26 protein-coding genes are annotated in these 24,712 nt (G+C 40.0%); 20 read left to right on the top strand and 6 right to left on the bottom strand.

Annotated elements, in window-relative coordinates; genetic code table 11:
- Nucleotides 1-68 precede the first annotated feature (68 nt).
- The 6 genes from ABC361_RS13275 to ABC361_RS13250 all read left to right on the top strand — a co-directional run bounded on the left by ABC361_RS13275 (nucleotide 69) and on the right by ABC361_RS13250 (nucleotide 3,649).
- Nucleotides 69-617, top strand: coding sequence for a hypothetical protein (locus ABC361_RS13275; protein WP_413074402.1), 549 nt, complete (start codon nucleotides 69-71; stop codon nucleotides 615-617).
- 20 nt (nucleotides 618-637) lie between these two features.
- Nucleotides 638-1,018 carry a rhodanese-like domain-containing protein gene (locus tag ABC361_RS13270; protein ID WP_413074401.1) on the top strand — a complete coding sequence of 127 codons (381 nt, stop codon included), beginning with the start codon at nucleotides 638-640 and terminating at the stop codon, nucleotides 1,016-1,018.
- Nucleotides 1,019-1,219: 201 nt separating this feature from the next.
- Complete coding sequence (locus tag ABC361_RS13265; protein ID WP_413074400.1) at nucleotides 1,220-1,480, top strand: hypothetical protein; 261 nt, start codon at nucleotides 1,220-1,222, stop codon at nucleotides 1,478-1,480.
- Nucleotides 1,481-1,536: 56 nt separating this feature from the next.
- Nucleotides 1,537-2,313, top strand: coding sequence for a serine aminopeptidase domain-containing protein (locus ABC361_RS13260; RefSeq protein WP_413074399.1), 777 nt, complete (start codon nucleotides 1,537-1,539; stop codon nucleotides 2,311-2,313).
- 1 nt (nucleotide 2,314) lies between these two features.
- A complete protein-coding gene (locus tag ABC361_RS13255) occupies nucleotides 2,315-3,136 on the top strand; it encodes a YitT family protein (protein ID WP_413074398.1) in 822 nt (273 codons plus the stop codon).
- Nucleotides 3,137-3,151: 15 nt separating this feature from the next.
- The gene (locus tag ABC361_RS13250; protein WP_413074397.1) at nucleotides 3,152-3,649 is read left to right on the top strand and encodes a BsuPI-related putative proteinase inhibitor; all 498 of its coding nucleotides are present in this window, start codon (nucleotides 3,152-3,154) and stop codon (nucleotides 3,647-3,649) included.
- Nucleotides 3,650-3,677: 28 nt separating this feature from the next.
- Here ABC361_RS13250 and ABC361_RS13245 read toward each other — a convergent pair whose 3' ends face one another.
- From ABC361_RS13245 to ABC361_RS13220, 6 genes are all read right to left on the bottom strand, one after another.
- Nucleotides 3,678-3,824, bottom strand: coding sequence for a hypothetical protein (locus ABC361_RS13245; RefSeq protein ID WP_413074396.1), 147 nt, complete (start codon nucleotides 3,822-3,824; stop codon nucleotides 3,678-3,680).
- An 18-nt stretch (nucleotides 3,825-3,842) separates the two neighbouring features.
- Entirely contained in the window at nucleotides 3,843-6,806 is a 2,964-nt protein-coding gene (locus tag ABC361_RS13240) for a DEAD/DEAH box helicase (protein WP_413074395.1), read from the bottom strand.
- Nucleotides 6,778-8,031 (bottom strand): hypothetical protein, encoded by a 1,254-nt coding sequence (locus ABC361_RS13235; protein ID WP_413074394.1) that lies wholly within the window; start codon nucleotides 8,029-8,031, stop codon nucleotides 6,778-6,780. Before ABC361_RS13235 ends, ABC361_RS13240 begins: the two co-directional genes overlap by 29 nt.
- 135 nt (nucleotides 8,032-8,166) lie before the next feature.
- A complete protein-coding gene (locus ABC361_RS13230; protein WP_413074393.1) occupies nucleotides 8,167-8,772 on the bottom strand; it encodes a hypothetical protein in 606 nt (201 codons plus the stop codon).
- A 118-nt stretch (nucleotides 8,773-8,890) separates the two neighbouring features.
- Entirely contained in the window at nucleotides 8,891-9,346 is a 456-nt protein-coding gene (locus tag ABC361_RS13225; RefSeq protein WP_413074392.1) for a GNAT family N-acetyltransferase, read from the bottom strand.
- A gap of 24 nt (nucleotides 9,347-9,370) precedes the next feature.
- A complete protein-coding gene (locus tag ABC361_RS13220; protein WP_413074391.1) occupies nucleotides 9,371-10,180 on the bottom strand; it encodes a Cof-type HAD-IIB family hydrolase in 810 nt (269 codons plus the stop codon).
- 115 nt (nucleotides 10,181-10,295) lie between these two features.
- On the opposite strand from ABC361_RS13220, the gene ctaG reads away from it, so the two are divergent.
- The 14 genes from ctaG (at nucleotide 10,296) to ABC361_RS13150 (ending at nucleotide 24,679) form a co-directional block, all read left to right on the top strand.
- The gene (ctaG, locus tag ABC361_RS13215) at nucleotides 10,296-11,189 is read left to right on the top strand and encodes a cytochrome c oxidase assembly factor CtaG (protein WP_413074390.1); all 894 of its coding nucleotides are present in this window, start codon (nucleotides 10,296-10,298) and stop codon (nucleotides 11,187-11,189) included.
- A 12-nt stretch (nucleotides 11,190-11,201) separates the two neighbouring features.
- Nucleotides 11,202-11,801, top strand: coding sequence for an SCO family protein (locus ABC361_RS13210; protein WP_413074389.1), 600 nt, complete (start codon nucleotides 11,202-11,204; stop codon nucleotides 11,799-11,801).
- Between the two features lie 192 nt (nucleotides 11,802-11,993).
- The gene (argC, locus tag ABC361_RS13205) at nucleotides 11,994-13,031 is read left to right on the top strand and encodes an N-acetyl-gamma-glutamyl-phosphate reductase (RefSeq protein ID WP_413074388.1); all 1,038 of its coding nucleotides are present in this window, start codon (nucleotides 11,994-11,996) and stop codon (nucleotides 13,029-13,031) included.
- A gap of 13 nt (nucleotides 13,032-13,044) precedes the next feature.
- Nucleotides 13,045-14,274: a bifunctional ornithine acetyltransferase/N-acetylglutamate synthase gene (gene argJ / locus ABC361_RS13200; protein WP_413074387.1), complete on the top strand. Its 1,230-nt coding sequence runs from the start codon at nucleotides 13,045-13,047 to the stop codon at nucleotides 14,272-14,274.
- A gap of 12 nt (nucleotides 14,275-14,286) precedes the next feature.
- On the top strand, nucleotides 14,287-15,051 hold the full coding sequence (argB, locus tag ABC361_RS13195) for an acetylglutamate kinase (protein WP_413074386.1): 765 nt from the start codon (nucleotides 14,287-14,289) through the stop codon (nucleotides 15,049-15,051).
- Between the two features lie 15 nt (nucleotides 15,052-15,066).
- Nucleotides 15,067-16,212 carry an acetylornithine transaminase gene (argD, locus tag ABC361_RS13190; RefSeq protein ID WP_413074385.1) on the top strand — a complete coding sequence of 382 codons (1,146 nt, stop codon included), beginning with the start codon at nucleotides 15,067-15,069 and terminating at the stop codon, nucleotides 16,210-16,212.
- Nucleotides 16,213-16,285: 73 nt separating this feature from the next.
- Nucleotides 16,286-17,362, top strand: a complete 1,077-nt coding sequence (locus ABC361_RS13185; protein WP_413074384.1) for a carbamoyl phosphate synthase small subunit — start codon at nucleotides 16,286-16,288, stop codon at nucleotides 17,360-17,362.
- Nucleotides 17,355-20,522 carry a carbamoyl-phosphate synthase (glutamine-hydrolyzing) large subunit gene (carB, locus tag ABC361_RS13180; RefSeq protein WP_413074383.1) on the top strand — a complete coding sequence of 1,056 codons (3,168 nt, stop codon included), beginning with the start codon at nucleotides 17,355-17,357 and terminating at the stop codon, nucleotides 20,520-20,522. The genes ABC361_RS13185 and carB overlap by 8 nt, the downstream gene beginning before the upstream one ends.
- Nucleotides 20,498-21,469, top strand: coding sequence for an ornithine carbamoyltransferase (argF, locus tag ABC361_RS13175; protein ID WP_413074382.1), 972 nt, complete (start codon nucleotides 20,498-20,500; stop codon nucleotides 21,467-21,469). The genes carB and argF overlap by 25 nt, the downstream gene beginning before the upstream one ends.
- 20 nt (nucleotides 21,470-21,489) lie before the next feature.
- A complete protein-coding gene (locus ABC361_RS13170) occupies nucleotides 21,490-21,669 on the top strand; it encodes a YjzC family protein (RefSeq protein WP_413074381.1) in 180 nt (59 codons plus the stop codon).
- Nucleotides 21,670-21,800: 131 nt separating this feature from the next.
- Nucleotides 21,801-22,454: a hypothetical protein gene (locus ABC361_RS13165; protein ID WP_413074380.1), complete on the top strand. Its 654-nt coding sequence runs from the start codon at nucleotides 21,801-21,803 to the stop codon at nucleotides 22,452-22,454.
- Between the two features lie 29 nt (nucleotides 22,455-22,483).
- The gene (locus tag ABC361_RS13160; RefSeq protein WP_413074379.1) at nucleotides 22,484-23,194 is read left to right on the top strand and encodes an NAD-dependent epimerase/dehydratase family protein; all 711 of its coding nucleotides are present in this window, start codon (nucleotides 22,484-22,486) and stop codon (nucleotides 23,192-23,194) included.
- Between the two features lie 95 nt (nucleotides 23,195-23,289).
- Entirely contained in the window at nucleotides 23,290-23,949 is a 660-nt protein-coding gene (locus ABC361_RS13155) for a cobalamin B12-binding domain-containing protein (RefSeq protein WP_099301329.1), read from the top strand.
- A complete protein-coding gene (locus ABC361_RS13150) occupies nucleotides 23,936-24,679 on the top strand; it encodes an STAS domain-containing protein (protein ID WP_413074378.1) in 744 nt (247 codons plus the stop codon). The genes ABC361_RS13155 and ABC361_RS13150 overlap by 14 nt, the downstream gene beginning before the upstream one ends.
- The last annotated feature ends 33 nt before the right edge of the window (nucleotides 24,680-24,712 follow it).

Below are 24,712 nucleotides of genomic sequence, written 5' to 3'. Positions count from 1 at the left end.
TGAACGCTCTTATGGTACGATACGAATGATTAACGAACATTATTGTACGAGAAAGAGAGTCGTTTTAAATGGTGATCTTATCTGAAGGTTGGTTTCAGTTTATCCTTATTACTAGCTGCATTCTTTTATTAGCAGTTACCCTCTTTATTGTCCATCGAAGTATTCAAAAGAGAAGCGGAGATACAAGAGGAAAAGAAAGGACAAGTTCCTTTCTCGTCTTTATAACAGTATTGACACTTTACTTTGCTATTTCCGTTTTTGTCCCAACGGCATATAGTGGCGATGTTGTTATGACAGACAATCAAGAAGAGCAAATCGAACAAGAGCAGGCGCGTTACGTAAGTTTGGCATCGGTCTATCGTGTGCATGCAATTGATACGAGAGACTATACGAGAGACATCCAAGGAAGAACAGTAGCATTTCAGATTCAATCGTTTCAGCCTTTATATGAGATTGTGTCTGATCACGATGATTACATTCGGTCTGATGGTACCATTGATGTGGCAAGCTACATTGATGATGTCGTTCTACCTGTCTTTGAACAATTAGAAGCTGAAGAAGTGACGCTAACGCAGCTTCGAGAGTCGTTTCCCCACATTGACATAACGATTGAATAAGCGAAAAATTGGAGGTTCCTATGAGTAAAACTGAAGATGGTATTTTACAAATATCTACGAGTGAATTGAAAGACGAATTACAAAACAAAAAACCGCACGATGAGCCGATTGTTATTGACGTTCGCGAAGTAACTGAATATGAAGACGGACACATTCCAGGGGTTCCACTCATTCCGATGAATGAAGTGCCATCCATGCTTCAAGAAATGGATGACGACAAGAGTTATATTCTTGTATGTAGAAGTGGACGTAGAAGTCAAAATACAGCAATGTACATGAAGGAACAGGGTTTTACAAATGTCCGTAATTATGATGGCGGGATGTTAGAATGGGACGGCGAGCGTTCTTTTGGTCAAGAATGGATCGTAAAAGAACCAAAAGAACTGTACACAGGTAAATAATAGTCAATTAGTAGGATTGAGCTTAAGTGAAAAGAATCTTTATGAGTGGGTTATGACCACTTATAAAGATTCTTCCTATTTTATCACTGTAACGATTTATGGGTTATGAAATTGAATCATTCTTTTAGGTTTATGAAGTATCATTTAGGGAACATACTATAAAGAGAATCGTTGATTTTGTTTAGAGAGGGGTTTTTTGTAGTGGATGCAAAGAAAACAATTGTTGCTGTAGCATCGGCAGCCGTAGCAGGAGCATTGACGGTTTACTTAGTAGATGGTGATAAGCGAGCAGATTTAAAAGAAAAGAGTCAAGACTTTTTAAACAAAGTGACAGGGAAATCAAAAGAAGAAAAAATTAAATCCTTTCAATTAGGGAACCCTAGACCCTATACGGAAGACAGCAAAATGGTTGACGAAGGATCGTTATACAGCATCCAACGTTATAACGAAAAGTACCAATAATTTTGTGAAAGCTGCCTTCTAGGCGGCTTTTTTGAACGTAGGAGTGGATCAGAGAGATGCGAATTCAAGAAGATGTGATACATAATATCCCTCTACTTATTGTAGAGGAAGAAGAACGTGGTGAAAAGCCAACGTTGTTTTTTTATCATGGCGTCACAAGCGCAAAAGAACATAATTTGCATATTGCGTATACCATTGCAAAGAAAGGATTCCGAGTGGTGTTACCAGATGCGCTCTATCATGGTGTCCGACAGCCAGGAGAAGGCTCAAAAGATCCGTACCTTCATTTTTGGTCGGTTATCCAACAGTCAATTGAAGAGTTTCCACGTCTCGTACAGGCAATCAATGAACGATTTCAAACCGAGGAGAACCAACTATTTATTGGTGGTACTTCGATGGGTGCAATTACTTCATATGGGCTCTTGCAACAATATGACTGGATCAAACATGCGTGTTTGTTTATGGGAGCGCCTCAATATGAAGAATTTGCAAAATTGATGTTTGAGGTCGCTACAAAACGTGGTATGAAGATTACTGAGGAACAAAAAGAAGCCATTTTAGAGCAGGTACGTGTGTTTGATCTATCACGGGATGTACGTGTCCTTGAAGATCGGCAGCTATACATCTGGCACGGTATGGAAGATCAAACGGTCCCTTATCAATTCGCTCAAGCTTTTTTAGAACAATTAAAAGCATCTTCTATCGTTCAAGATCATCAAGTGACATTCTACCCTGAAAAAGGAGCGGATCACAAAATAACGCGAAGTGCTATGCTCGATGCTGCGAATTGGTTTGAAAAACAAGTGGAAAGCCAGAACCAGGTGACGATGTAAAATGATTCGTAAATTCGGAAAAATTTTCATTGTTATTATTGGTTCGTTTTTACTTGCAAGTTCACTAAATTTCTTTCTTCTACCAGCTGATGTATTTGCCAGTGGCTTTACTGGTGTCGCGCAGCTTTTATCCTATGTCGTGCCATTATCTACAGGGATCCTATTGTTGCTATTAAACATTCCAGTCGCAATCCTTGGTTGGCTTAAAGTTGGAAAGAGTTTTACAATCTATAGCTTTGCAAGTGTTGTGCTGACAACCATTTTCTTAGAAGTCTTGCCTGTTTATGCTTTCTCTGAAGACATTATGTTAAATGCCGTCTTCGGAGGGGTTATCGCTGCAGGTGGTGCCGGGCTGTTGCTTAAATGGGGCGCATCTTCGGGTGGTTTGGATATTATAGTGCTCGTGTTAGCGAGAATGTCTGATCGACCTGTTGGCAGCTTTTTCTTCATTTTAAATTCAATCATTGTAGTGGCATCAGGAATTATGCTAGATCCTGAAAAAGCGTTATTTACGTTAATTTCTATTTATGTAACCTCACGCTTTATTGACGCCATTCACACTCGCTATGTGAAACTAACCGCGATGATTGTAACAAAAAACGCAGATACGCTAAATAAAGCGATTCATCAACGTTTAACCAGAGGGATTACCCGTTTACCAGCTAAAGGTGGGTATACATTTGAGGAAAAAGAAATGTTAGTGATTGTTATTACAAGGTACGAGCTGTATGAGCTGAAAAATATCGTTGAAGAAGTCGATCCGGCGGCGTTCACGAACATTGTTGAGACAGCGAACATCTTCGGGTTGTTCCGGAAAGATTAATAGGAGGAATTTGTCTTGAAAACGTTGAATGTACTAATGGGCCTTACGTTTGCTTTTACATTAGCAGCTTGTGGTGGCCAGGCTGAGGAAGAAGAAGATCAGAATATTCCAGCTGGAGGAGATTCTACTATGTCTGATGAATGGGTATTTACAGTTGATCATCAACTTTCAGATGATACGCTATTTGTAGAGATGTACATTGAAAACGGAACAGATGAAGCACAGACGTTAACCTTCCCATCGCAACAATTATATGAAATCACACTTGTGAATGCACAAGAAGAAGAAGTATTCCGCTATTCGGATGAGCATATGTTTGCTCAAAGCGTAACGGAAAAAACGTATGAGCCAGGCGAAATTGAAGACGTACGAGAAGAAATTTCTACAGAGAACATACCAGCAGGAGCGTATATGATGACTGTGGAGCTTTTGGTTGACGAAAACATTGTAGAATCATTAAGCGATCCAAATACATTTACACAGTCGATTGAAGTTGAAATTAGTAAATCGTAACACAAAGAAAGAAGGTAGAGACTCGTCTCTACCTTCTTTCTTTTGCTTTTTGCTGGATGCGTTCTTTTAATGCTTTCCATTCTGGCGTACCAGCTTCTGTTTGAGGAATGGTGACTGTCTTAGACTCTTTTTCACGCTCAACTGTTTTCCAAAATGACTCAAATGGCTGTTTCATTATGCTTTCACCAACTTATTAACTTAATCGCAATAAAGAAAGTAATTCTTCATCACTTAGTTCTGTTACTTGTGAAGAGGAGGCTAAAATGCCGTCGGCCAAATGTTGCTTACCTGTAATCATTCGGTCGATTTTTTCCTCAATCGTTCCCTCTGTTAGCAACTTGTACACATGAACCTCGTCTGTTTGGCCAATCCGATAGGCGCGGTCGGTAGCTTGGTTTTCAACTGCTGGATTCCACCATCGATCGTAGTGAATGACGTTCGTCGCTTTTGTTAAATTCAAGCCAACGCCGCCTGCTTTTAGTGATAAAACAAAAAAGGAAGGTCCTTCACGATCTTGAAAGCTTTCAATTGCCTCTAACCGTTGTTTTTTTGTTAATCCTCCATGTAAAAAAGATGTTGCACCATACGTTTCTTCTAAATACGACCGAATGAGTTTGCCCATTTCTTTATACTGGGTAAAAATGAGTGTACTTTCTTGTCGCTCATAAATCTCGTGCACCAATGTTTGGAACATTTCCCACTTACCTGAACGATGCGCTTCAATAGGTGCTTTTAAAAATTGAGCTGGATGGTTACAGATTTGTTTTAAGCGCGTAATTGTCCGTAAGATGAGCGCGCGTCGCTCCATTGTAGAGACCGAATGGATTTGATCTTCAATGTCATTGACAATTGCCTGATATAAGCCTACTTGCTCAATTGTCAATGGAACGTACTTCAATTCTTCATGTTTTGCAGGTAAATTTAATTCAGAGTCCGTTGTTTCTTTTGTCCTTCTTAAAAGAAATGGATGAATCACTGTTCGTAGCTGTTGCTGGCGCTCGTTGTCCCCATCTTTCTCAATCGGCTTAATGTACGTTGCATAAAATTGTTTATAGTTGCCGAGTAAGGACGGATTCAGTAAATCCATTAATGACCATAATTCTGTTAATCGATTTTCTATTGGCGTTCCAGTTAACGCAATTCGATGAGTCGCATGGAGCTTGCGAATGGCTTTACGCTGTTTCGTTTCTTTATTTTTTATATGCTGAGCCTCATCTAGAATAAGGCCATTCCAATTGAATTCGTGCAGTAGGTCTTCATCTCGTAATGCAAGGGTATAAGATGTAATGACTAAATCGTATTCACTAAGTCGTTCATCTTTTTCAAGAATTCGATCGTTCCCATGGTGGATAAATACGTTTAGTTCAGGAGCGAATTTTTGACATTCTGCCTCCCAATTATAGAGCAGGGAAGTCGGGCAAATGAGTAAAAACGGCTCCGCTTTTTGCTGTTGTTGTTCAAGAATATAAAGGAGATATGCAATGGTTTGAATAGACTTTCCTAAGCCCATGTCATCTGCTAAACATCCTCCAAACCCAATTTGGCGCAAGTGAACGAGCCAGCTAAAGCCTTGTTGCTGATACATGCGTAAACTGCCTTGTAGTCTAGAAGGAACGGGAACAAGAGCAGGTTCACGCCGGTACAATTGTGGTAATTTCTCTTGAACTTTTTCTGACCACTCAATAGAAAGATCAATGTCATCAAGTTCTTCAAGCCCGTCTTCCTCTTGATCAAGGCGCCATGCATCTAAATACGTATATTGGTCTTGAATCTGATCCAAAAACTGCTTAAGCCGTTCTGCAAGGTTTGGATCCCACACAAGCCATTGGTTATTAAGATGTAAAAGGGATTTTTGTTCACTCACGTATGTTTGAAACTCTTCTTGTGACATTTCTTGAGAACCAACCATGATGGAATAATCAAATTGTGAAAGACTGTTCCAATTCAAAATAGGGTCAACACCACTATAACGATCTTGCTGCATGTCTTTTAATTTCACTTTAATCGATGGCGTTTGCTTTAACTGGTTTGGCACAATTAAGGTTACGCCAATTTGCTCAAATCGGTCATGTTGCATAAACAGCTCAAACGCATCTTCGCTCGTAACTGTAACAGTTGGAGCTGACAAGCTAATGGCCGATAGGGGTTGAAAATCATCTTGAATGTGCGATAAATCCTTTTTTAATTGTGGAATGGGGTTTGTCAGCCAAGGATGGTCTCCTGTTAACAATTGTTTTACCGGAATCACTTGCTCACGGTTAGTTCGATCAATCAACGCTAGAGAGAGGGTCCAGTCAACTTGGTTTTCCTTTGGTTCATTTAGTACAATAGCTGTTTTAAACGGTTCTCGTTGCTTTACCCCTAATCGATCTTGAATCGCGTGGGTCGACCAATTCTCTTTCGCTGTCATTGGGGTTCTCGTTTTTAATGTCGATAGAAGCGGCTGTAATGGTTCTTCAACAGACTGCTGCCATTCATTATAAAGAACCGTGACATCTTCTTCGTGTAACAAATCCCGAATCGTACAATCGATCAATGCTTCCATAATCGATTTGCGTTGAGCATAGTGCTCATCATCCTCTTGCTCAATCGATTGATTTTCTTGACTGCTGGCGATAGAGAACGATGACATTGGTATAGATGAAGCCCAATCTTTAAACCACTGTTCTTTCACTTTTAAAACCCATTTCCCAGCTTGGTTGGGTTCAAAATAGCCACCTTCAATTAAAGCGTAAACGTCATCCATAAACCGAAGCCAACTATTAAAATCGTCCGCTAGCTGAAAGTCTGTTTTCCATGTGCGAAACAACGGAAGGAACTGAATGAATTCTTTTAAAGTGAACGAAATGCCTTCTATTGGAAAAAAATGTGTTTTCCATGAGTCGGCTGATTGATAAATAATCGTTGAGCCGACATAGGATTGAAACTCACGTTGAACGAGAGGGACGTGAATAATCGCCCGTGATAGTGTTAAAAACGTTCCGTAAAAAGAAATAGGATCGTTTTGAAACAGTCGTAATTTTAATTCGAAAGGAGAGTAGAGAAAAGGATAGATAAACCCGCTTTTTGCTTGATTGGTTTGTCCTTTTGCCTCTGCCCAAACGAAAAAGGACTGATTGACCCAGCCACTATGAATCCATATGGATGATTGGTTCACGACGTTTCAACTCCTCAATAAACGCTCGATACGATTGATATCGTTTATATAATGCTTGTTTGTATTGCTGATAACGTTCGGTTTTGTTCATACGCTTATAAATAGAAGCAAGTTTTTCAACGTATTCAGCTGCTTCCACGTAATATTTACGCGTGCGTTTTTCTGCTAATCGAATGATAAACTGATGAACAACAGGAAGTGAAAGAGCTGGCTGCTCTTGTACAAGCTGCTGTAATAACTGTTGCTTTTGCTCATGTAAATCAAGTGGATTGGTTTCATGTAGCAAAAAATATTGCTGCATGCGATCATAGTCTGGGTATTGAATTAAAATCTGTGCATAGACGAGTTTATTCGCTTCGCTAAAGAGTCGTCGCTCCAAAGGCGGTAGCAAATAATCGAGCACAAGTGCTTTTTGTTGCTCCGAATAATGACTCATCAACGTTTGAAACCGTTTAAAAGAAGGGGCTTTTAACCAACGATCCCATGTTTCGTACTGAATAGACGATGAATGATGTAAGGAGGCAGATTGATCATAGTACTCCTGCAAAACACCTAGCTTATCTGTTTTGTTAGGAAAAAACGTATCAAACCATGATAATACTTGTTCATATCGTTCTCGGTGCGTTAGTAAAGACAAGTGTGGAACGGCTTCATCAGATGTTAATGGTTGAGCTTGCTTCATTAACGTCTTTGCATAGGATTCTTTTCCGATATATAAGAAGAAGTAGCTCATCGTTATGCTAAATGAGCGAGACGCTTTCTTCATATCATGCTCATAAAAATAATGATCGAGCTTATCAATCTGATCTGTAGAAAATGTTTTCATAAACGTATAGAACAATCTCGGATAAGGAGCGTGTTCGTCTTCCATCGAAGCAATAAAAGATGATCCTAATGTTTTAGCAAATCGAGTCTTTAATTTTTTTGATTTAGAAAACGCTGACTCATACATCTGGTGGGTGATAGTATCAAAAAATTGATTAAACCGTCTCTCCAGTGACGCCCACTGGCCATCTCCTTTTGCTTGTCCATATAAATAATCAATGATGACAAAACTCCCATTCAGTTGTTCATCTTCTTTAAATGTATGTAAATGATCTCGTACCTCAAGCCCGTATGACTCGATTTGAGCTGGAGCAAGGTAACGGGAAGATCGAAGTTTGCGATTCAATCCTTTTAAATAAGGTTCCATTTCTGTGCGCAAGCGCCGATAAGCGTTAGACAATTTTTCACCTCATGATAAAACAGTATCTCTCTATTTTACCTTTTTTACTAAGGAAAAAAAAGTCTAGCTACGGATTTGAGCAAAAACCGTTAAACTCAAAAAAAAAGCACAAGATGTGCTATCAATTGAAGTGCGCTAAAGCTTTAAAAGTTTTTCTACTTGTGAGCGACGGTTTACCAGTTTTTTTAGTCGATGTTTATGTTCGACCATAGCTTCTTCATTCTTTGTTTCCATTGCCTCAAAAAGTTCCATCAGGATGTAATTAATTTCTAGATTCATCACGTTAATCATCGTTTTTGGTCCAAGCGATTTTCCGTTTTCCTTATACTGAATCATCGGTACGTTTTTATTCGCCATCCCTTGCTCACTCCCTTCAATTTCTACTGTAGAGGCAATATCTCCGTGTTCATAGGTTGTGACATATTGAGGCCCTTCCGTCATTCGCTTAACAACACCTGTTCCTTTTTCAGATTGCAATAAGTGTTCAAGTACATCAGAAAGAGTAGCATCGTACACATAAAGTTTTTTGGCTGTCATTGTCAAAAAATGATCGTTGCGGATAAAAGGAAGTTCATGAATCAAGTCTTCAAATTCGATAATCAGATAAATGAAATTTGAGTCATAGCGCCAGTGAAGGTCATATTCATTCGCCATCATTTTTTTTATAAACTGATGTAACGCTCGTTTTGTGATTTTAATTGAAAGTTCTTGAAATTCTGTCGGCCAAGGAATTGCAGTCATATTCTTACACTCCTTTTGCAAAAGGCACTAAATAAGAGATTGCTTTAGTCTATGTAAAATCGCAAAAAAAAAGAAGCTATACGCCTAGTTATGGAAGAAAATAGGCGTATGACTTCAATTAAAAACGAAAGGAATACCGTTTAGACACAACATCGTAAAAGCCGAGGGAATTATATAAAGACTTTGTTGCTTCATTGTTTAAACCCGTTTCGAGCTCAATGCCTTTAATATTACGTGTTTCAGCCCAGTAAATAATCCGAAGCAACAGTTTTTTGGCAATTCCCTGGTTCCGGTACTCTTCTTCAACATAAATTTCGTTGAGCCAAATGTACTGTCCGCCTTTTTGGAAGCTAGTCATAGTATTAAAAAAAGCAAATGCGACTGCTTGACCTTCATAGCGTGCAATAAAGAAATAGGTTTGTGATTGAGGGAGAAGGGCTTCATTTAAAATATGTTCAATTTGCGTCATCGCTTTTTTACCAGCGATGTTGTGAAGTTGCTTTTCAAAAAGATAAGTCAGTTCGCGTTTTGTTTCAGCTGTTGTATCTGCCGAAAGTTCAACAATTTCAATCATGAGGTCCCCTCCCAAAAATGGAAATTAAAGTGTTAAGGCTTTTTCAAGATACACAGCAATGCCATCTTCTTCATTCGTATCGGTAACTGCATGGGCAATGTCTTTTAATTCTGTAATGGCGTTCCCCATTGCAATCCCTTGTCCGGCAAACTGAATCATTTCTAAGTCATTTTCCTCGTCACCAAAAGCGATGATATGCTCAGTGTCAATGTTGTAGTGTTTTGCTACTTCATGTAAAGCGGTCGCCTTTGTGACATGGTTTGGTGCAATTTCCAAAACAGATACTTTGCTTTTCCACCAACGTTGTAACGTCGTTTCGCTATTTGTTTGGTCAAGGGTATCGCGCAACGCTTTTACGCGGTCCGCTTGAGGTTCAACTAGAATAGCAGTAGGTGGTTCTGTTAACAATGATTCTAATGATCCTGAAGCAATGGGTTCAATGCCATCAGTTAAAAAATTTGCAAAAAAACCTTCATTTTTCATCATGTAAAATGAATCATTGATTTCAATCATCATATTTTCGATGCCAACTTCTTTACAAATCGAAATAAGATGCAGGCTTGTCTTAAGATCAATCGTTTCTTTAGTGGTTGGATACTGTTTATCAAGAGGGTGATGGACACTCGCGCCATTAAAATTAATAATAGGTGAGGTCAGATTTAGCTCTTGGTAATAGCGTTTACTTGCTCTGTAAGGTCGTCCAGTCGCAATGGCAACAATATGACCTGCTTTTTTCGCTTTTAAGAGCGCGTCTTTTGTACGTGGGGAAATGATCTGATTTTCTGGAAGTAATGTGCCGTCTAAATCTAAGGCGATTAAATGTCTTTGTTTCATAAGCTCTCCTTCATTTAAATTAGTAACAAAAAATACACGGAAGCACATTTGGATTCAACTGTAGATGTGCTATGATGAGTACGTAAGAGAGATCCTGCTTGAAAGGAGTATAAATATGGAAACGTTTGCCTCAAGCTTGGGATTCCGCGCATTATGGACACCAGAGTTGCTTGTAACGATTGTCGTGATAGCGATTCTATATGGCTTACTTGTGCGAAAGACAAAAACCGGCACAGTGAAAAACATGATTTTCTTCATGAGTGGTTTGCTAGCGCTTTATTTAGGCTGGGGAAGTCCACTATATGTATTCGGACACGTCATGATGACGATCCATATGCTACAAATGGTTTTTGCTTATTTTATCGCAGTGCCTTTGCTATTACTCGGTATTCCGAGACAATGGTATGAAGCATTTTTAACTAGTAAATGGGCGTTTCGACCGTTACGTTACTTCTGGAATCCAATTGTTGCACTGCTCTTATTTAATGGTCTATTTTCATTCTATCACGTTCCGCTTATGTTTGACACGCTTATGCAAGCACCGTTCTTACATAGTCTTTATCAATGGGTATTACTAATTGCAGCAGCGCTAATGTGGTGGTATATTTTATCCCCTGTGCCGAGTACGTACAAGCTTCCTGAGTTACGACGCATTTTTTATATTTTTGCAAATGGTTTATTAATTACACCTGCTTGTGCACTCATCATTTTTGCCCCTAATGCCATGTATGCTGTATACACAGATCCGCTAATTTGGGCGAATGTAATGGCGTATTGCTTACCCGGGGGAGCAGGACCAGAAGCATTGCTTGCTGCATTCGGAAGTCCAGAGGCACTACAGTTCCTCGATGCCCGGACAGATCAGCAATTAGCTGGTGTTTTAATGAAAGTATTTCAAGAAATTGTTTATGGGATTGCCATTGGCTACGTCTTTAAACAATGGTTGAAAAAAGAAAAAATGCAAGATGGTGAATTAACCATTAGCGATATTCCCCAATCTCAAGGGTGAAGGGTGGTTTCTTTGAAAGTAATTGGAACGATATTCGTAGTATTGATGCTATCTGGATGTGGATGGATGTATGAAATGGGGCAGAATTCTGACTTTGATATCTCGGAAGCCGACATTACTATCCCTGCGTTTACATTTGTGAATCAAGAGAATGAAGCAGTTGGCTCTAATGATTTAGAAGGTGACTATTGGCTGGCAAACTTTGCCTTTACAAACTGTACAACCGTTTGTTTAACAATGATGCCAAATATGAACCAGCTGCAAAATGATTTAGAGTCAGAAGGGCACGACGTTCAGTTTATTACATTTACCGCAGACCCGGTTGAGGATACGCCGGAACAACTGAATCAGTATGCACACAACATTGGAGTAGAAAACAAAAATTGGGATTTCTTAACAGGTTATTCAATTGAAGAGCTTGAAACATTTTCAAATGAAGCGTTTCGAGTTCCATATGCACACGGTGAGCAACCTGAAGATATTATTCATTCGACAAGTTTCTTTTTAATTAATTCTGAAGGGCATGTTGTAAGAAAATATAACGGCCTGGAGATGAATCAAGAAGAGATCCTTGAAGATATAATCGCGTCAATCTCACAAGAAAAAGTGTAATGAGCTTAACACCTAGCCCTTAGCTAGGTGTTTTTTGTTTAGTAAATTGTTAAGGCTTTTTGCTTTTTCATCACTTGGATATCTCGGTAGAACATCTATTAGGTGAAAATAAAATAAAAATACAGTTGAATTTATTTTTATTCATATTTATAATAGGTGAATATCAAGAGAAATCGTTTCGGGAGTGAGAGGATGAAGGTTGGTATTATCGGCGCTAGTGGATATGGTGGCGTAGAGTTACTACGGTTTTTAAATGAACACCCTCAGGTTCAATCTATTGATCTTTATACATCAAATGAAGATGGGCAGTCATTAACTTCACAATATCCGCATTTATTAAATGAGAATAAATATACATTGCGACCGTTGGAAGAGGCTGAACTTATGGATGACATTCATACAGTTTTTTTAGCGACTCCTCCAGGTGTATCAAGTAAGTGGAGTGGATGGTTACGCAATCAGGGCATGCGTGTCATTGATTTATCAGGAGATTTAAGGCTTTCTTCTCCAAAAGTCTATGAGACTTGGTACAAGAGAGAAGCGGCACAAAAAGAATTACTAGAGCAGTCCGTTTATGGGCTAAGTGAATGGAGTAAAGAGCAAATAAAACATGCTTCTATTATAGCAAATCCAGGTTGCTTTCCAACGGCTATTCTATTAGCACTATTGCCAGTTTTGAAAGCGAATCTGATTCAATCTCAATCTATTATTATAGATGCCAAGACAGGAACGTCTGGTGCAGGGAAGAGCCCTTCATCAATCACCCACTTTAGTGAAATGAACGAGAATTTTAAAATATACGGCGTAACATCACACAAGCATACCCCTGAAATTGAGCAACAGTTAATGGACGTGGTTGAGGAAGAACTAACAGTTAGTTTCCAACCGCATCTAGTTCCAATGTCGCGGGGCATCATGGCGACCATGTATGCCACTGCTGCAAATGGAGTGAATTCTGAGCAACTACATACATGTCTAACGAGCGCATATAAGAACGATCCATTCGTTCGAATAAGAGATATTGGCGATTTTCCTGCGACAAAGCATGTGTTCGGAAGTAACTATTGTGACATTGGTGTGGCTTATGATGAGCGCACAAACCGGGTTATCCTCGTATCAGTCATTGATAACTTGGTGAAAGGTGCTTCAGGTCAGGCGATACAAAATTTCAATATCATGAATGGCTTTGATGAAAAAACTGGGTTAGGGATGCTGCCAATTTACCCGTAAATGAGGTGAAACGATGTTTGTTAGTGAGCAAATTCACACAGATGTAAAGATGATAGAAAACGGCTCAATTGCTGATGTGAAGGGCTTTTATACCACAGGTGTTCACTGTGGGCTAAAGAAAAATAAATTGGATCTTGGCCTGATTTATTGTGATCGTCCAGCAGAAGCGGCTGGTGTTTTCACAATGAACCAAATTCAAGCTGCGCCGCTTAGGTTAACAAAACAGGCTTTAAATCATAGCGGCCAATTACAAGCGGTCATTGTTAACAGTGGCAACGCAAATGCGGTAACAGGCAAGCAAGGAGAAGCAGATGCGAAGGAAATGCAGCAGTTGTTAGCTGAAAAATTAAATGTATGTGATGAACTTGTTGCGGTTTCTTCTACAGGTGTAATTGGAGAGAAGCTGCAAATGAATAAAGTAAGAGCAGGCATTAACGCATTGTCTATTCACACAAAACCATTTGCCTTTGCGGAAGCGATTTTGACTACAGATACGGCCACAAAAGAAATCTGTGTCGAACTTATTATCGATGAGCAGATTGTACGGATTGCAGGCGTGGCCAAGGGGTCAGGTATGATTCATCCGAATATGGCGACCATGCTTGGATTCTTAGCAACGGATGCAACCATACAAGCACCAGCTTTACAACAACTATTAGGTGAAGTCACAGACCAAACGTTTAATCGAATTACTGTTGATGGCGACTGTTCAACAAATGACATGGTGCTGGCCCTTGCGTCAAAGGCGGTAGATCATCACGTATTATCCGAGCAACACCCGCAATGGGAAACGTTTAAATATGCATTTCAACTATGCGCCACATCGTTAGCAAAAATGATTGCTCGAGACGGAGAAGGTGCGACGAAATTAATTGAAGTAAATGTGAGTGGAGCGGCATCGGATGAGGAAGCAGGTCAAGTGGCAAAAACGATTGTTGGTTCAGACTTAGTGAAAACAGCTGTGTTCGGTAAAGACGCAAACTGGGGCAGGATTATAGGTGCCATTGGGTATAGTGGTTGTACGATTGCGCCAGATAAAATTGATATTGCCATTGGGCCATATTCAACATTAGTAGAAAGCGAGCCTTGTGAAACAAATGATGCCGCAATTACTGCTTATATGACGGAAGAAGAGACGATTGTTTTTACGCTTCATTTACATATTGGTGATGGAATAGGCAAGGCTTGGGGTTGCGATTTATCCTATGATTATGTCCGAATTAACGCAGGTTATCGTACTTAGGAGGTTGTCAATATGAGCAAACGTACAGTGATTAAAATTGGTGGTAGCATGCTTGCTGAGTTGAGTGCTGATTTCTATAAAGGCTTAGCTGAACGACAGCGGGCAGGTGAGGAAATCATCATCGTGCACGGTGGAGGACCAGCTATTAATCAACAACTCGTTAAAGCAAATATTTCCACTGAATTTGATCAAGGTTTACGAATAACAACAGCTGAGGTATTAGCGATTGTAAGAGATGTGCTATTTGAGCAAATGAACAAGAGCATCGTAAAGACGCTTCAGCAAACAGGTATTGAAGCCGTTTCGTTAAGTGGATTTGAACATGGATGTATCCGAGCAGAACTTATAGATGAAGAACGATTAGGATTTGTTGGGACTGTAACGTCGGTTCAAACAAAAGATATTGAAGCGGTCTTACGAAAAAAGGCCATTCCAGTAATTGCGCCACTCGGGCTGACTTCATGTGGTAGGGAAGTCAATATTAATGCGGACACAGTCGCTGCTTCTGTAGCAAAATCATTGGCGGCAGACGAATTTATTGTCGTAACAGATGTTGATGGCGTTTATATACAGAAGCAAAAGCAAGCGAAATTAAATGAATTCGAAATCACTCAATTTATTGAGCAAGGTGAAATCACCGGAGGAATGATTCCAAAGGTGACAGGCGCGTTAAATAGTTTATCGGACCATCTAACCTGCGTTCGAATCGTTAGTGGCAAGAAAAAATTAACGTTAAACAGCGGTACAATGATTGAGAAAGGGACACTTGTTCCATAACGAACGGAGTCGATTATGAGCTATTTATTTCCTACTTACACAAAAAAAGAAATTCAGTTAACGCAAGGAAAAGGATCAAACGTTTATAGTCAAGACGGAACGCGCTATCTTGATTTTATGTCAGGTATAGCCGTGACAAATTTAGGACATGGTCATCCTGCCATTGTTCAAGCGTTACACAAACAAGCAGACTTACTGTGGCATGGATCGAATCTTTTTCATTATGAGATCCAGGAGCAAGCAGCCAAAATGCTTGTCGAAAAAAGTGTCTGTGACGCTGTGTTCTTTTGTAACAGCGGAGCTGAAGCAAATGAAGCGGCCATTAAGCTTGCACGCAAAGCATCAGGAAAATCGCATATCATTACGATGAATCAATCGTTTCATGGACGAACGCTAGGTTCAATGGCGGCCACTGGACAGGAAGCCGTTCATCAAGGATATGGTCCGATGCTCGATTCATTTACGTACGTGCCATTTAACGATTCAGAAGCACTTGAGGCAGCGATTCAACCAGAGACAGCTGCGATCATGATTGAAGTGGTTCAAGGTGAAGGCGGTGTGAACATTTTAAGTGATCAATTTGCCAGCACCATAATGAAGTTAAAAAAAGAAAAAGATCTTCTCATCATTATTGATGAAATTCAAACAGGAATTGGTCGAACGGGTACATTTTTTGCATACGAGCACTATCAGCTTGACCCTGATGTGATCACGGTAGCCAAAGGGCTCGGAAATGGATTCCCGGTAGGGGCCATGCTTGGTAAGTCCAATCTCGTTGAACATTTTCAAGCAGGTGCTCACGGATCGACATTCGGAGGAAATCCGTTAGCAATGGCAGTTGTTAAAGCGGTTTTGGAAACGATGAGTCAGCCGCAATTTTTACAAGAAGTAAAAAACAAAGCCGATCGATTTACTGATACCCTTCGACAAGAACTTTTAGCATGTTCGACTGTGAAAGACATTCGAGGAAGTGGGTTTTTAATTGGGATTGAGACAACTGTTCTCGCACAAGAGGTCATTCACAAGTGTGAAAAGAAAGGGCTGTTGCTCTTACCAGCAGGGAAACATGTCACGAGACTTTTGCCTTCGCTTTTAATAGAAGAACAGGAGTGGAATGAAGCAGTATCGATGTTAAAAGCTGCACTAGTTGAAGTATCGTGACCATTTTTTTTTGCACATTAATGTATTTTTATCCGATTTAAAGAATATTTATTCTTCGTTGAGGTGATGAAAGTTGAAAGGATATGTTTTGTTAGAGAGCGGAGAACAGTTCGAAGGGAACTGGCATGGAAAGGAACCAGTTAACGGGGAAATAGTCTTTTTTACAGGTATGACTGGCTATCAAGAGGTGATAAGCGATCCATCATTTAAAGGTCAAATTGTCGTCTTCACGTATCCGATGATAGGGAATTATGGAATAAACGAATATGATTTTGAAAGCAATGGACCGCAAGTAGAAGGGGTTGTCTTAGCAGAAGTCGAGCAATCCCCTTCTCACCATAGTCAAATAGAAAGTTTTTGTTCGTACTTAGAAAAGCACGATATTCCGTACGTCACAGCAATTGACACACGAGCAATCGTGAAACGAATCCGTAAACATGGAGATATGAAAGCGACACTTACATCAAATAAAATGACGCTGAAAACAGGGGAAGAATCATTAGAACATCAAGAAGTTGTTCCGTTAGTAAGTGTTCAAAAAAACAAAGTATATAACCCTCAAGGAAAGCAGCACGTGGTGTTAATTGATTACGGCTATAAACATTCCATTGCTCGAGAATTATCGGTAAAAGGAATGAAAGTGACGGTTGTTCCTTTCCAAACGTCAAAAAAAGAAATTGAGCGTTTACAACCAGATGGTCTTGTTCTTTCAAATGGACCTGGAAATCCAAAGAAGCTACATGCCCATCTTGGAGAGATACGTGAGTTGGCAACCATCTATCCAACTCTTGGCATTTGTTTAGGGCACCAGTTACTTGCCTTAGCATTTGGTGGTGAAACAGAGAAGTTAGGATTTGGACATAGAGGAGCCAACCAACCGGTTCTCGATTGTCATACGAATCAAGTGTATATGACGAGTCAGAACCATAGCTATGTAGTAAAAGAAGGCTCTATCCAAGAAACGGATTTAACCGTCCGCTATATCAATATCAATGACAAGAGTGTAGAAGGGCTCATGCACAACCATTTACCGATTCTAACCGTTCAATTCCATCCAGAAGCAAGTCCGGGACCAGTCGATTCAAACGCCATTTTTGACACATTTATTCAACAGATTCCTGTAAAGGAGAGAGATCATCTATATGCATAAACAATCAATCAAAAGTGTCCTTGTCATCGGCTCCGGCCCGATTGTTATTGGTCAGGCAGCTGAATTCGATTATGCTGGTACCCAAGGTTGTCTAGCTTTAAGAGAAGAGGGAATCCGTGTCATTCTTTTAAATCCTAATCCTGCAACGGTTATGACAGATGAGCATTGTGCAGATGTTGTCTATTTCGAACGCTTAACCGCAAAAACCGTTGAAGACATTCTTGTTAAAGAAAAACCAGATGGCTTGCTTGCGACGTTAGGTGGCCAAACAGGATTAAATTTGGCTTTAAAGCTTCATGATGAAGGGACTTTAGACAAACATGGCGTGCAGTTGCTTGGTACACCAATTGAATCGATTAAAAAAGGTGAGGATCGTGAATTATTTCGTAATCTAATGAATGAGTTGAACGAACCTGTGCCAGAAAGTGACATCATTCATACAGTCCAAGAAGCGGTGAGGTTTTCACAAACCATTGGTTTTCCGATCATTGTACGACCTGCCTACACACTAGGAGGTTCAGGAGGCGGAATTGCCAAAAATGAAGCAGCGCTACGTACAATTGTTGCAAATGGCCTCAAACAAAGTCCGATTAACCAATGTTTAATAGAGAAAAGTATAGCTGGATTTAAAGAGATTGAGTATGAAGTGATGCGAGACAACAACGATACATGCATCACAATTTGTAATATGGAAAATATCGATCCTGTCGGCATTCATACTGGTGATTCAATCGTGGTTGCCCCTTCTCAAACGTTATCAGATCGTGATTATCAAATGCTTCGATCTGCTTCAACGAAAATTATTAGAGCGTTAGGAATTATTGGCGGGTGTAATATTCAATTTGCCCTTGATCCTCACAGTGATCAATATTATTTAATTGAAGTGAACCCTCGTGTTAGTCGTTCCTCTGCGTTAGCATCTAAGGCAACAGGGTACCCGATTGCTCGAATTGCGGCGAAATTGGCAGTTGGTTATCACTTACATGAGCTCTTAAATCCAGTTACCGGACACACATACGCAAGCTTTGAGCCGGCGCTTGATTATTGTATTGTGAAATTTCCGCGCTGGCCTTTTGATAAATTTTACAATGCAGACCGCAAGCTTGGTACTCAAATGAAAGCAACAGGCGAAGTAATGGCGATCGAGCGCTCCTTTAATGCTGCGCTGCAAAAAGCAGTCCGATCGTTAGAAATTGGCTATTATGATCTTGGTAAAGGTGAGTTTACCCATGAAGACGATACGTCCCTATGGAAAGATGTGGTGGAAGCAGACGACCAACGATTGTTTAGACTGTTTGAGCTTTTACGAAGAGGCTCAACGATTGAAGCGTTACATCAGCAGACGAAAATTGATGCGTTCTTTTTACAGCGATTTGCACAATTAATTGCGTTAGAAAAAGACATCGAACAAGTGTCTCTAGAACGTGTAACGACTGCGCAAATGAATGAATATAAAAAAGCCGGCTTTTCAGATGAAACTTTAGCAGTTTTATGGAAAGAAGAAGAGAGAAACGTTCGAAACGTTCGTCAACAAATGGACATTAAACCTGTTTACAAAATGGTAGATACGTGCGCAGGAGAATTTGAAGCACAAACGCCTTACTTTTATTCGAGTTACTTTGGTGAAAATGAAAGCGTGCCGTCAACAAACAAAAAAATTGTGATTATTGGTTCGGGTCCAATTCGAATCGGGCAAGGGATTGAATTTGATTATTGCTCTGTACATGGAGCGAACACCGTAAGAGAGCTAGGTTATGAAGCCATTATCATAAACAACAATCCCGAAACGGTTAGTACAGACTATATGACGGCTGATCGCCTTTATTTTGAACCACTTGCACTAGAAGATGTGCTTGCAGTCATTGAAACAGAGGCTGTTGAAGGTGTCATCGTTACATTAGGTGGTCAAACAGGCATTAAGCTGACGAAAGAGCTAGAGCAAGCTGGGGTGCATGTATTTGGCGTTTCCGCTGCATCTGTCGATCAATTAGAAGAGCGTGATGCTTTTTACGATCTACTTTCATCCATTAATGTTGAACCAATCCCTGGCGAAACCGTAGCAACGATGGAAGAAGCGCTTGCGTTATGTAACCAAATGACCTTTCCAATTTTAGTTCGTCCTTCATTTGTGATTGGAGGGCAAGGGATGGCGATTCTGCATTCCAAAGAACAGCTGGAGGAATATTTAGTCAATCATCCTTATAAAGGGTTATTTCCACTTTTAATGGATACGTATGTGCAAGGTATCGAAGTAGAAATGGACGTCTTGACAGATGGGGAGTCGATTCATGTTGCTGGAATGTTTGAGCATATTGAAAAGGCTGGCGTTCATTCTGGAGATAGCTTAGCAATCACCCCGCCGTTTCGACTTAGTGAAGCCATTCAACAGCAAATGACGGACATGGCAAATAAGCTTGCTCAGGCAATGACATTTAAAGGAATTTTCAACATTCAATTCGTTTTACAAGACGAGCGTGTGTATGTGATCGAAGTAAATCCACGTGCATCACGAACGGTTCCTTTACTCGCAAAACTTTCTGGAGAACCGTATATTCACTATGCAACACGTTTAATGGTCGGGGAGACGTTGGAACAATTAAATATCAAAACGAACGCCCTTCCTTATTTTGCAGCGAAAGCACCCGTTTTTTCTTATGGAAAACTAGCGGGACTCGACCCAAAATTAGGAGCAGAAATGAAATCAACTGGTGAATTATTGATGATTGGTACGACGCCGGAAGAAGCATTGGCGAAAGTAAGTGCACCGTTTGAAACTCTTCCTGCGCTATTTGAAAAAGAAGAAGAGAAATCCATTTTCTGTTGTGTAGAGCCTGCGCTTGAAAACGCGTGTAGTCCATTAATCGAACAGTTAGAAAGAGAAGGGTTTGCCATCGTGAAAGCGGATTTTGATCAATGGGTCTCTTCTCCAGGTGCCAAAGCACTTATAGATATTTCAAATCCGGGTCAAAAAGGGAATGAGCGCAACCGTCACAAAGCATTGGCCAATCAGCTCACAGTTTTGACGGAAGTGGAAACGTTAGGTGCGTTTCTTCAATACTTTTATCATCCGTCATTCCCGTTACAATCGATTCAGGAGTGGCGTTCAAAAACGTTTGAAAAAAAGGAGTCGATCTCATGCAAAGCACTGCCGTCAATTTAACGGGAAAACATCTGTTAACGTTATTCGATTATTCGGTTGAAGAAGTGACTTATTTACTTAGTGAAGCAGCAAAAGGAAAAAAAATGTTTCAAAACGGCGAAAGCTCGTCAACGTTAAAAGGAAAATCGCTAGGAATGATCTTTGAAAATGCGTCAACGAGAACGCGAGTCTCGTTTGAAGTAGGAATGACGCAATTAGGAGGCCATGCGTTATTTCTAAGCCCTAAGGATTTACAAATTGGACGTGGAGAGCCGATTAAAGATACAGCGAATGTGTTATCTCGTTACGTAGATGCAATCATGATTCGTACAAATTCACATCAGACTGTAGAAGAGCTAGCTGAGTATTCATCCGTTCCTGTTATTAATGCACTTACAGATGCCTACCATCCTTGCCAAGCACTTGCGGATGCATTAACGATCCAAGAAAAGAAGGGAAAGCTTGCTGGTCTGTCACTTGTTTACGTGGGAGATGGAAATAATGTGGCGCATTCACTCATGGCAGTCGGTGCAAAAACAGGCATGAATGTGACGATTTCAAGTCCTAGTGGGTATGAAGTGGACCCAATTATTTTGAAGCGTGCGCAAGAAGGTGGCAAGCAAACTGGTGCCGTAATTTCACTACAGACCGATCCACTATTGGCAGCAAAAGGTGCTGACATCGTTTACACAGATGTCTGGACAAGTATGGGGTATGAGAGTGAACAGAGCAAGCATTTACATGATTTAAAAGCCTACCAAGTTAATGACGAGTTGATGGCTGTTGCACATGAACAGGCCATCTTCATGCATTGTTTACCTGCTCATCGAGATGAAGAGGTAACAGGTAGCGTCATTGATGGAACCCAATCTGTTGTATATGACCAAGCTGAAAATCGTCTCCATGTACAAAAAGCGATTCTGCACTCGGTAATTGCACATAAAGGCACCACTTTCGGGGGACTCTAACCTGAAGAGGTGGTGGAATCATGGGTCAAAATAAACAATTCACTCCAGGGCAAAAAGCGCCTAATAACGGCATATACGTTGAAATTGGGGAAACTGGAAGCATGGTAACGAGACCAAAATCGGTTCATTTACATGCTGGAGACGAATTTCCTGAAACAACAAATGACGATCGAAAATGGACACAACAGCGGAAACCATAAACCAAGAGGCTACACACATTGTTGCATACATGTGTGTAGTTTTTTTAGTGGAATGAAAAAAATTACTTTCACATTTATGAGGTTATACATAAGCTATAACGACTATCAACTATTCAGGAGAGATGAACGACATGCCTGTTTATGTCCGTTATATAGACTTAAATGGCTGCAAGAATAGCTATTGTATTCCAGAAAAACCAAATGGATATGCGCTTTTTATGCTACTTGATTACCGATTGTTAACATCTGACACTGCAGAGCAGTTAATTGAAACATTTGTGAAAAAAGGCTACACCGTTTTTTCATCTAATTTGCTGTTAGCTGAATGGGGTTCAAAAAAAGCGGTCAAACATGCTGAACACTTAATTCAACTCCTTTTGAGGCAAGAGACCATTAATGAACGTATTTTTTTATGTGCAGAAGGCACTGGCGCACTCATCGCACAGCAGTTGTTTCATAAAGAAGCGATTCAGATTCGAGCAGCAACGTTTATTCAGCCTTTCTTATCCTTGCAGGACTGTTTGCATGCTTACAACAAGGATGAATTAGCGTTAAAACGATTCAAAAAAGAAATGCGTTCGCAATATGACCTAACCCAACTAAATTCAGCATCACTAAAACCAATTGATGAAAGGCTATTTCCACCTTATACCTTACCTGTTTTACATTTTACAGAAAACGAAATAGCAGAAGACGAAGAAAATAAAGAGTTGCTTAGTGAGCAATCCCGGATATTTAGTGAAATGAGTTGTTTTTATCAAGCTTTTATTGCGAGAGATCGATGAATGTCAGAACAACGTAAGGAGTCGTGATAATGAATAAAATTACAGTGATTGGCGGGCTGGGTTTTTTTGGAAGTCATCTGAGCGGTCGTTTCTTAGAAGAAGGCTGGGAAGTAAACGCCATTGATGCAATGGAGAAGAATGCTGAAGAGAAAGAAGCCATTGACATGTCCATGGGTAGAAATGCCAATTATACATGTTTTCCCGAAGTTGCAAGTAGCTGCATAGCCCGTGCAAAATCGTCATGTTATATTTACGCAGCTAGATCTACTGGAGTGGAAGAAGTTGTCGCTGTTGCCGAACAGTTGGATAAAGATGACCTTTTTGTTTATTTATCCATGTCAAAAGCTCACTATCTGCACAGAACAGGTAATGACTCTCAATATGAACAAGATGTTGTTTCAATTGAAACAGCGTTAAAGAAAATAGCAGCAGACCGTTCGTTTTCAATTTTGATTTTACGTGCTCCGTTAACGTATGGACTGCATAGTGAGATCCCTCTTTCGTATGTGGCTGAGAAGGTCGAGTCGAACGAGGAACTATTATACATTGATGATTTTGTAACGTATATTCTTGAAACGATCCAATCGTATATCGAGCCTTCTACTTTAGAAGAAAAGAGGAATCGTACGATCGATCAAGATGACATTCTACACGATTCAGCAACCACCTCGATCAATGAAGGATATCTACTTTATAGAGACGCAGAAAAAAAGTGGATCCGACAAAATGACTTAAAATAACTGATTTTCCATCAGTTCCTCGTACTTGCGTTCGCTTACTAAAACCGTTACTCTTACTATAGGGTGTAATAGGATAGAGGGAGGCGGAACAAGTTATGGAACAATCATGGGAAGTTTTAGTTGATGCATTACTCGTTGGAGATGAAGATGCTGCCTGGGAATGTGTCCGTCGCCTTTCTGATGCTGGATACGATAGTATTTGGATCTATGAAAACCTCTTAACGAAAGCGATGGCGCATACAGGTGTGTTGTGGGAGCAAAATAAAATTACAATCGCAGATGAGCACTTAGCGACATCGACATGTGATTTTGTGCTAACGCGCTATTATCATTATATTCGTCAGTGGAAAAAACCTAAAAATGGAAAAAGTATGATGTTTTTATGTTTAGATCAAGAACAACATGATTTAGGAATAAAAATGTGCGCTTGTTTACTGGAAGAATATGGATGGACAACGCGCTTATTAGGCGCAAGCGTTCCATTAGAGCAAGCAGAAATGATGGCGAAAAAATGGCAGCCAGACGCCATTGCCATTTCAGTATCTATTCCATACCATGCTCGTAGCTTAGATTTATATATTGACACATTAGAAAATCTACCACATAAACCTACCATTGTTATTGGCGGGCGCCTCGTTTCAATGTATGATTTAAGTCCTTTATGTAACGAGCAGACCGTTTTAATCGGTACCTTAACACAATTAGCTGAATGGCAAGAAAGCCAATTAGGGGTGAAGGCGGATGTCCGCAACTAATCAATTACCTGTTCCCTACTTTGAGCTTGATGAAACGTATAATATTGTTACACGTTCAATACAAGCAAACCAAGCTTTTAAGCAAGCAGAATCTTTCTTAGACCTTTTAGATATAGGAAGTGTGGAGAAAGTGAAACGCTTTTTTTCTAGTCGAGAAAGCGGAAAGATTGAAATGAACATGGATACCATTGAAGCACCTTATGTTTTGCATAATATGTTCGTCAATTGGGATGAGAATCGAATCCATGTTATCTGTATTAAACAAGATGGAAATCTAACGGAGCTCATTGAAAAGGTGCAAAAGCAAAGCCGACGTTTAGCACAAACGGACTTTGAGCTACTTGAAAAAAAAGAAGAGCTAGAAGAGTCGTTAAGCATGATTAAACAGTTGTCGGCTCCGTTTATTTCCATTTCTTCAGAACTTGCGTTTGTGCCGTTTTTTGGTGACTTAGATGAGCATTTAATCAAACAAAACCAAGAAATTATCTCTAAAAATGTGTATCAAGCAAATTTTGACTACCTCTTTTTTGATTTTAGTGGTGTTGGAAACGTCACAAGTTTAGGAATGAGGGAGTTGTTACGTTTAGTCCAAGCTTTACAAATCATGGGGATTGAAACACGCGTTATCGGTCTTAGGCCAGAGCATGCTCAACTTGTTCATGGAAATGACATTCAAAAACGCGCTGAGTTTAAAGGAAGTTTAGCAGAAATGATTCGCAAACATATGTAAAAAAACGCTCAAAGAGAGGTATCTCTATTGAGC

Source organism: Shouchella phoenicis (genome assembly GCF_047238345.1).
Classification (GTDB): Bacteria; Bacillota; Bacilli; order Bacillales; family Bacillaceae_D; genus Shouchella.
Note: the sequence above shows the minus strand (reverse complement) of the source record. Positions and strands in the feature narration are given on the sequence as shown.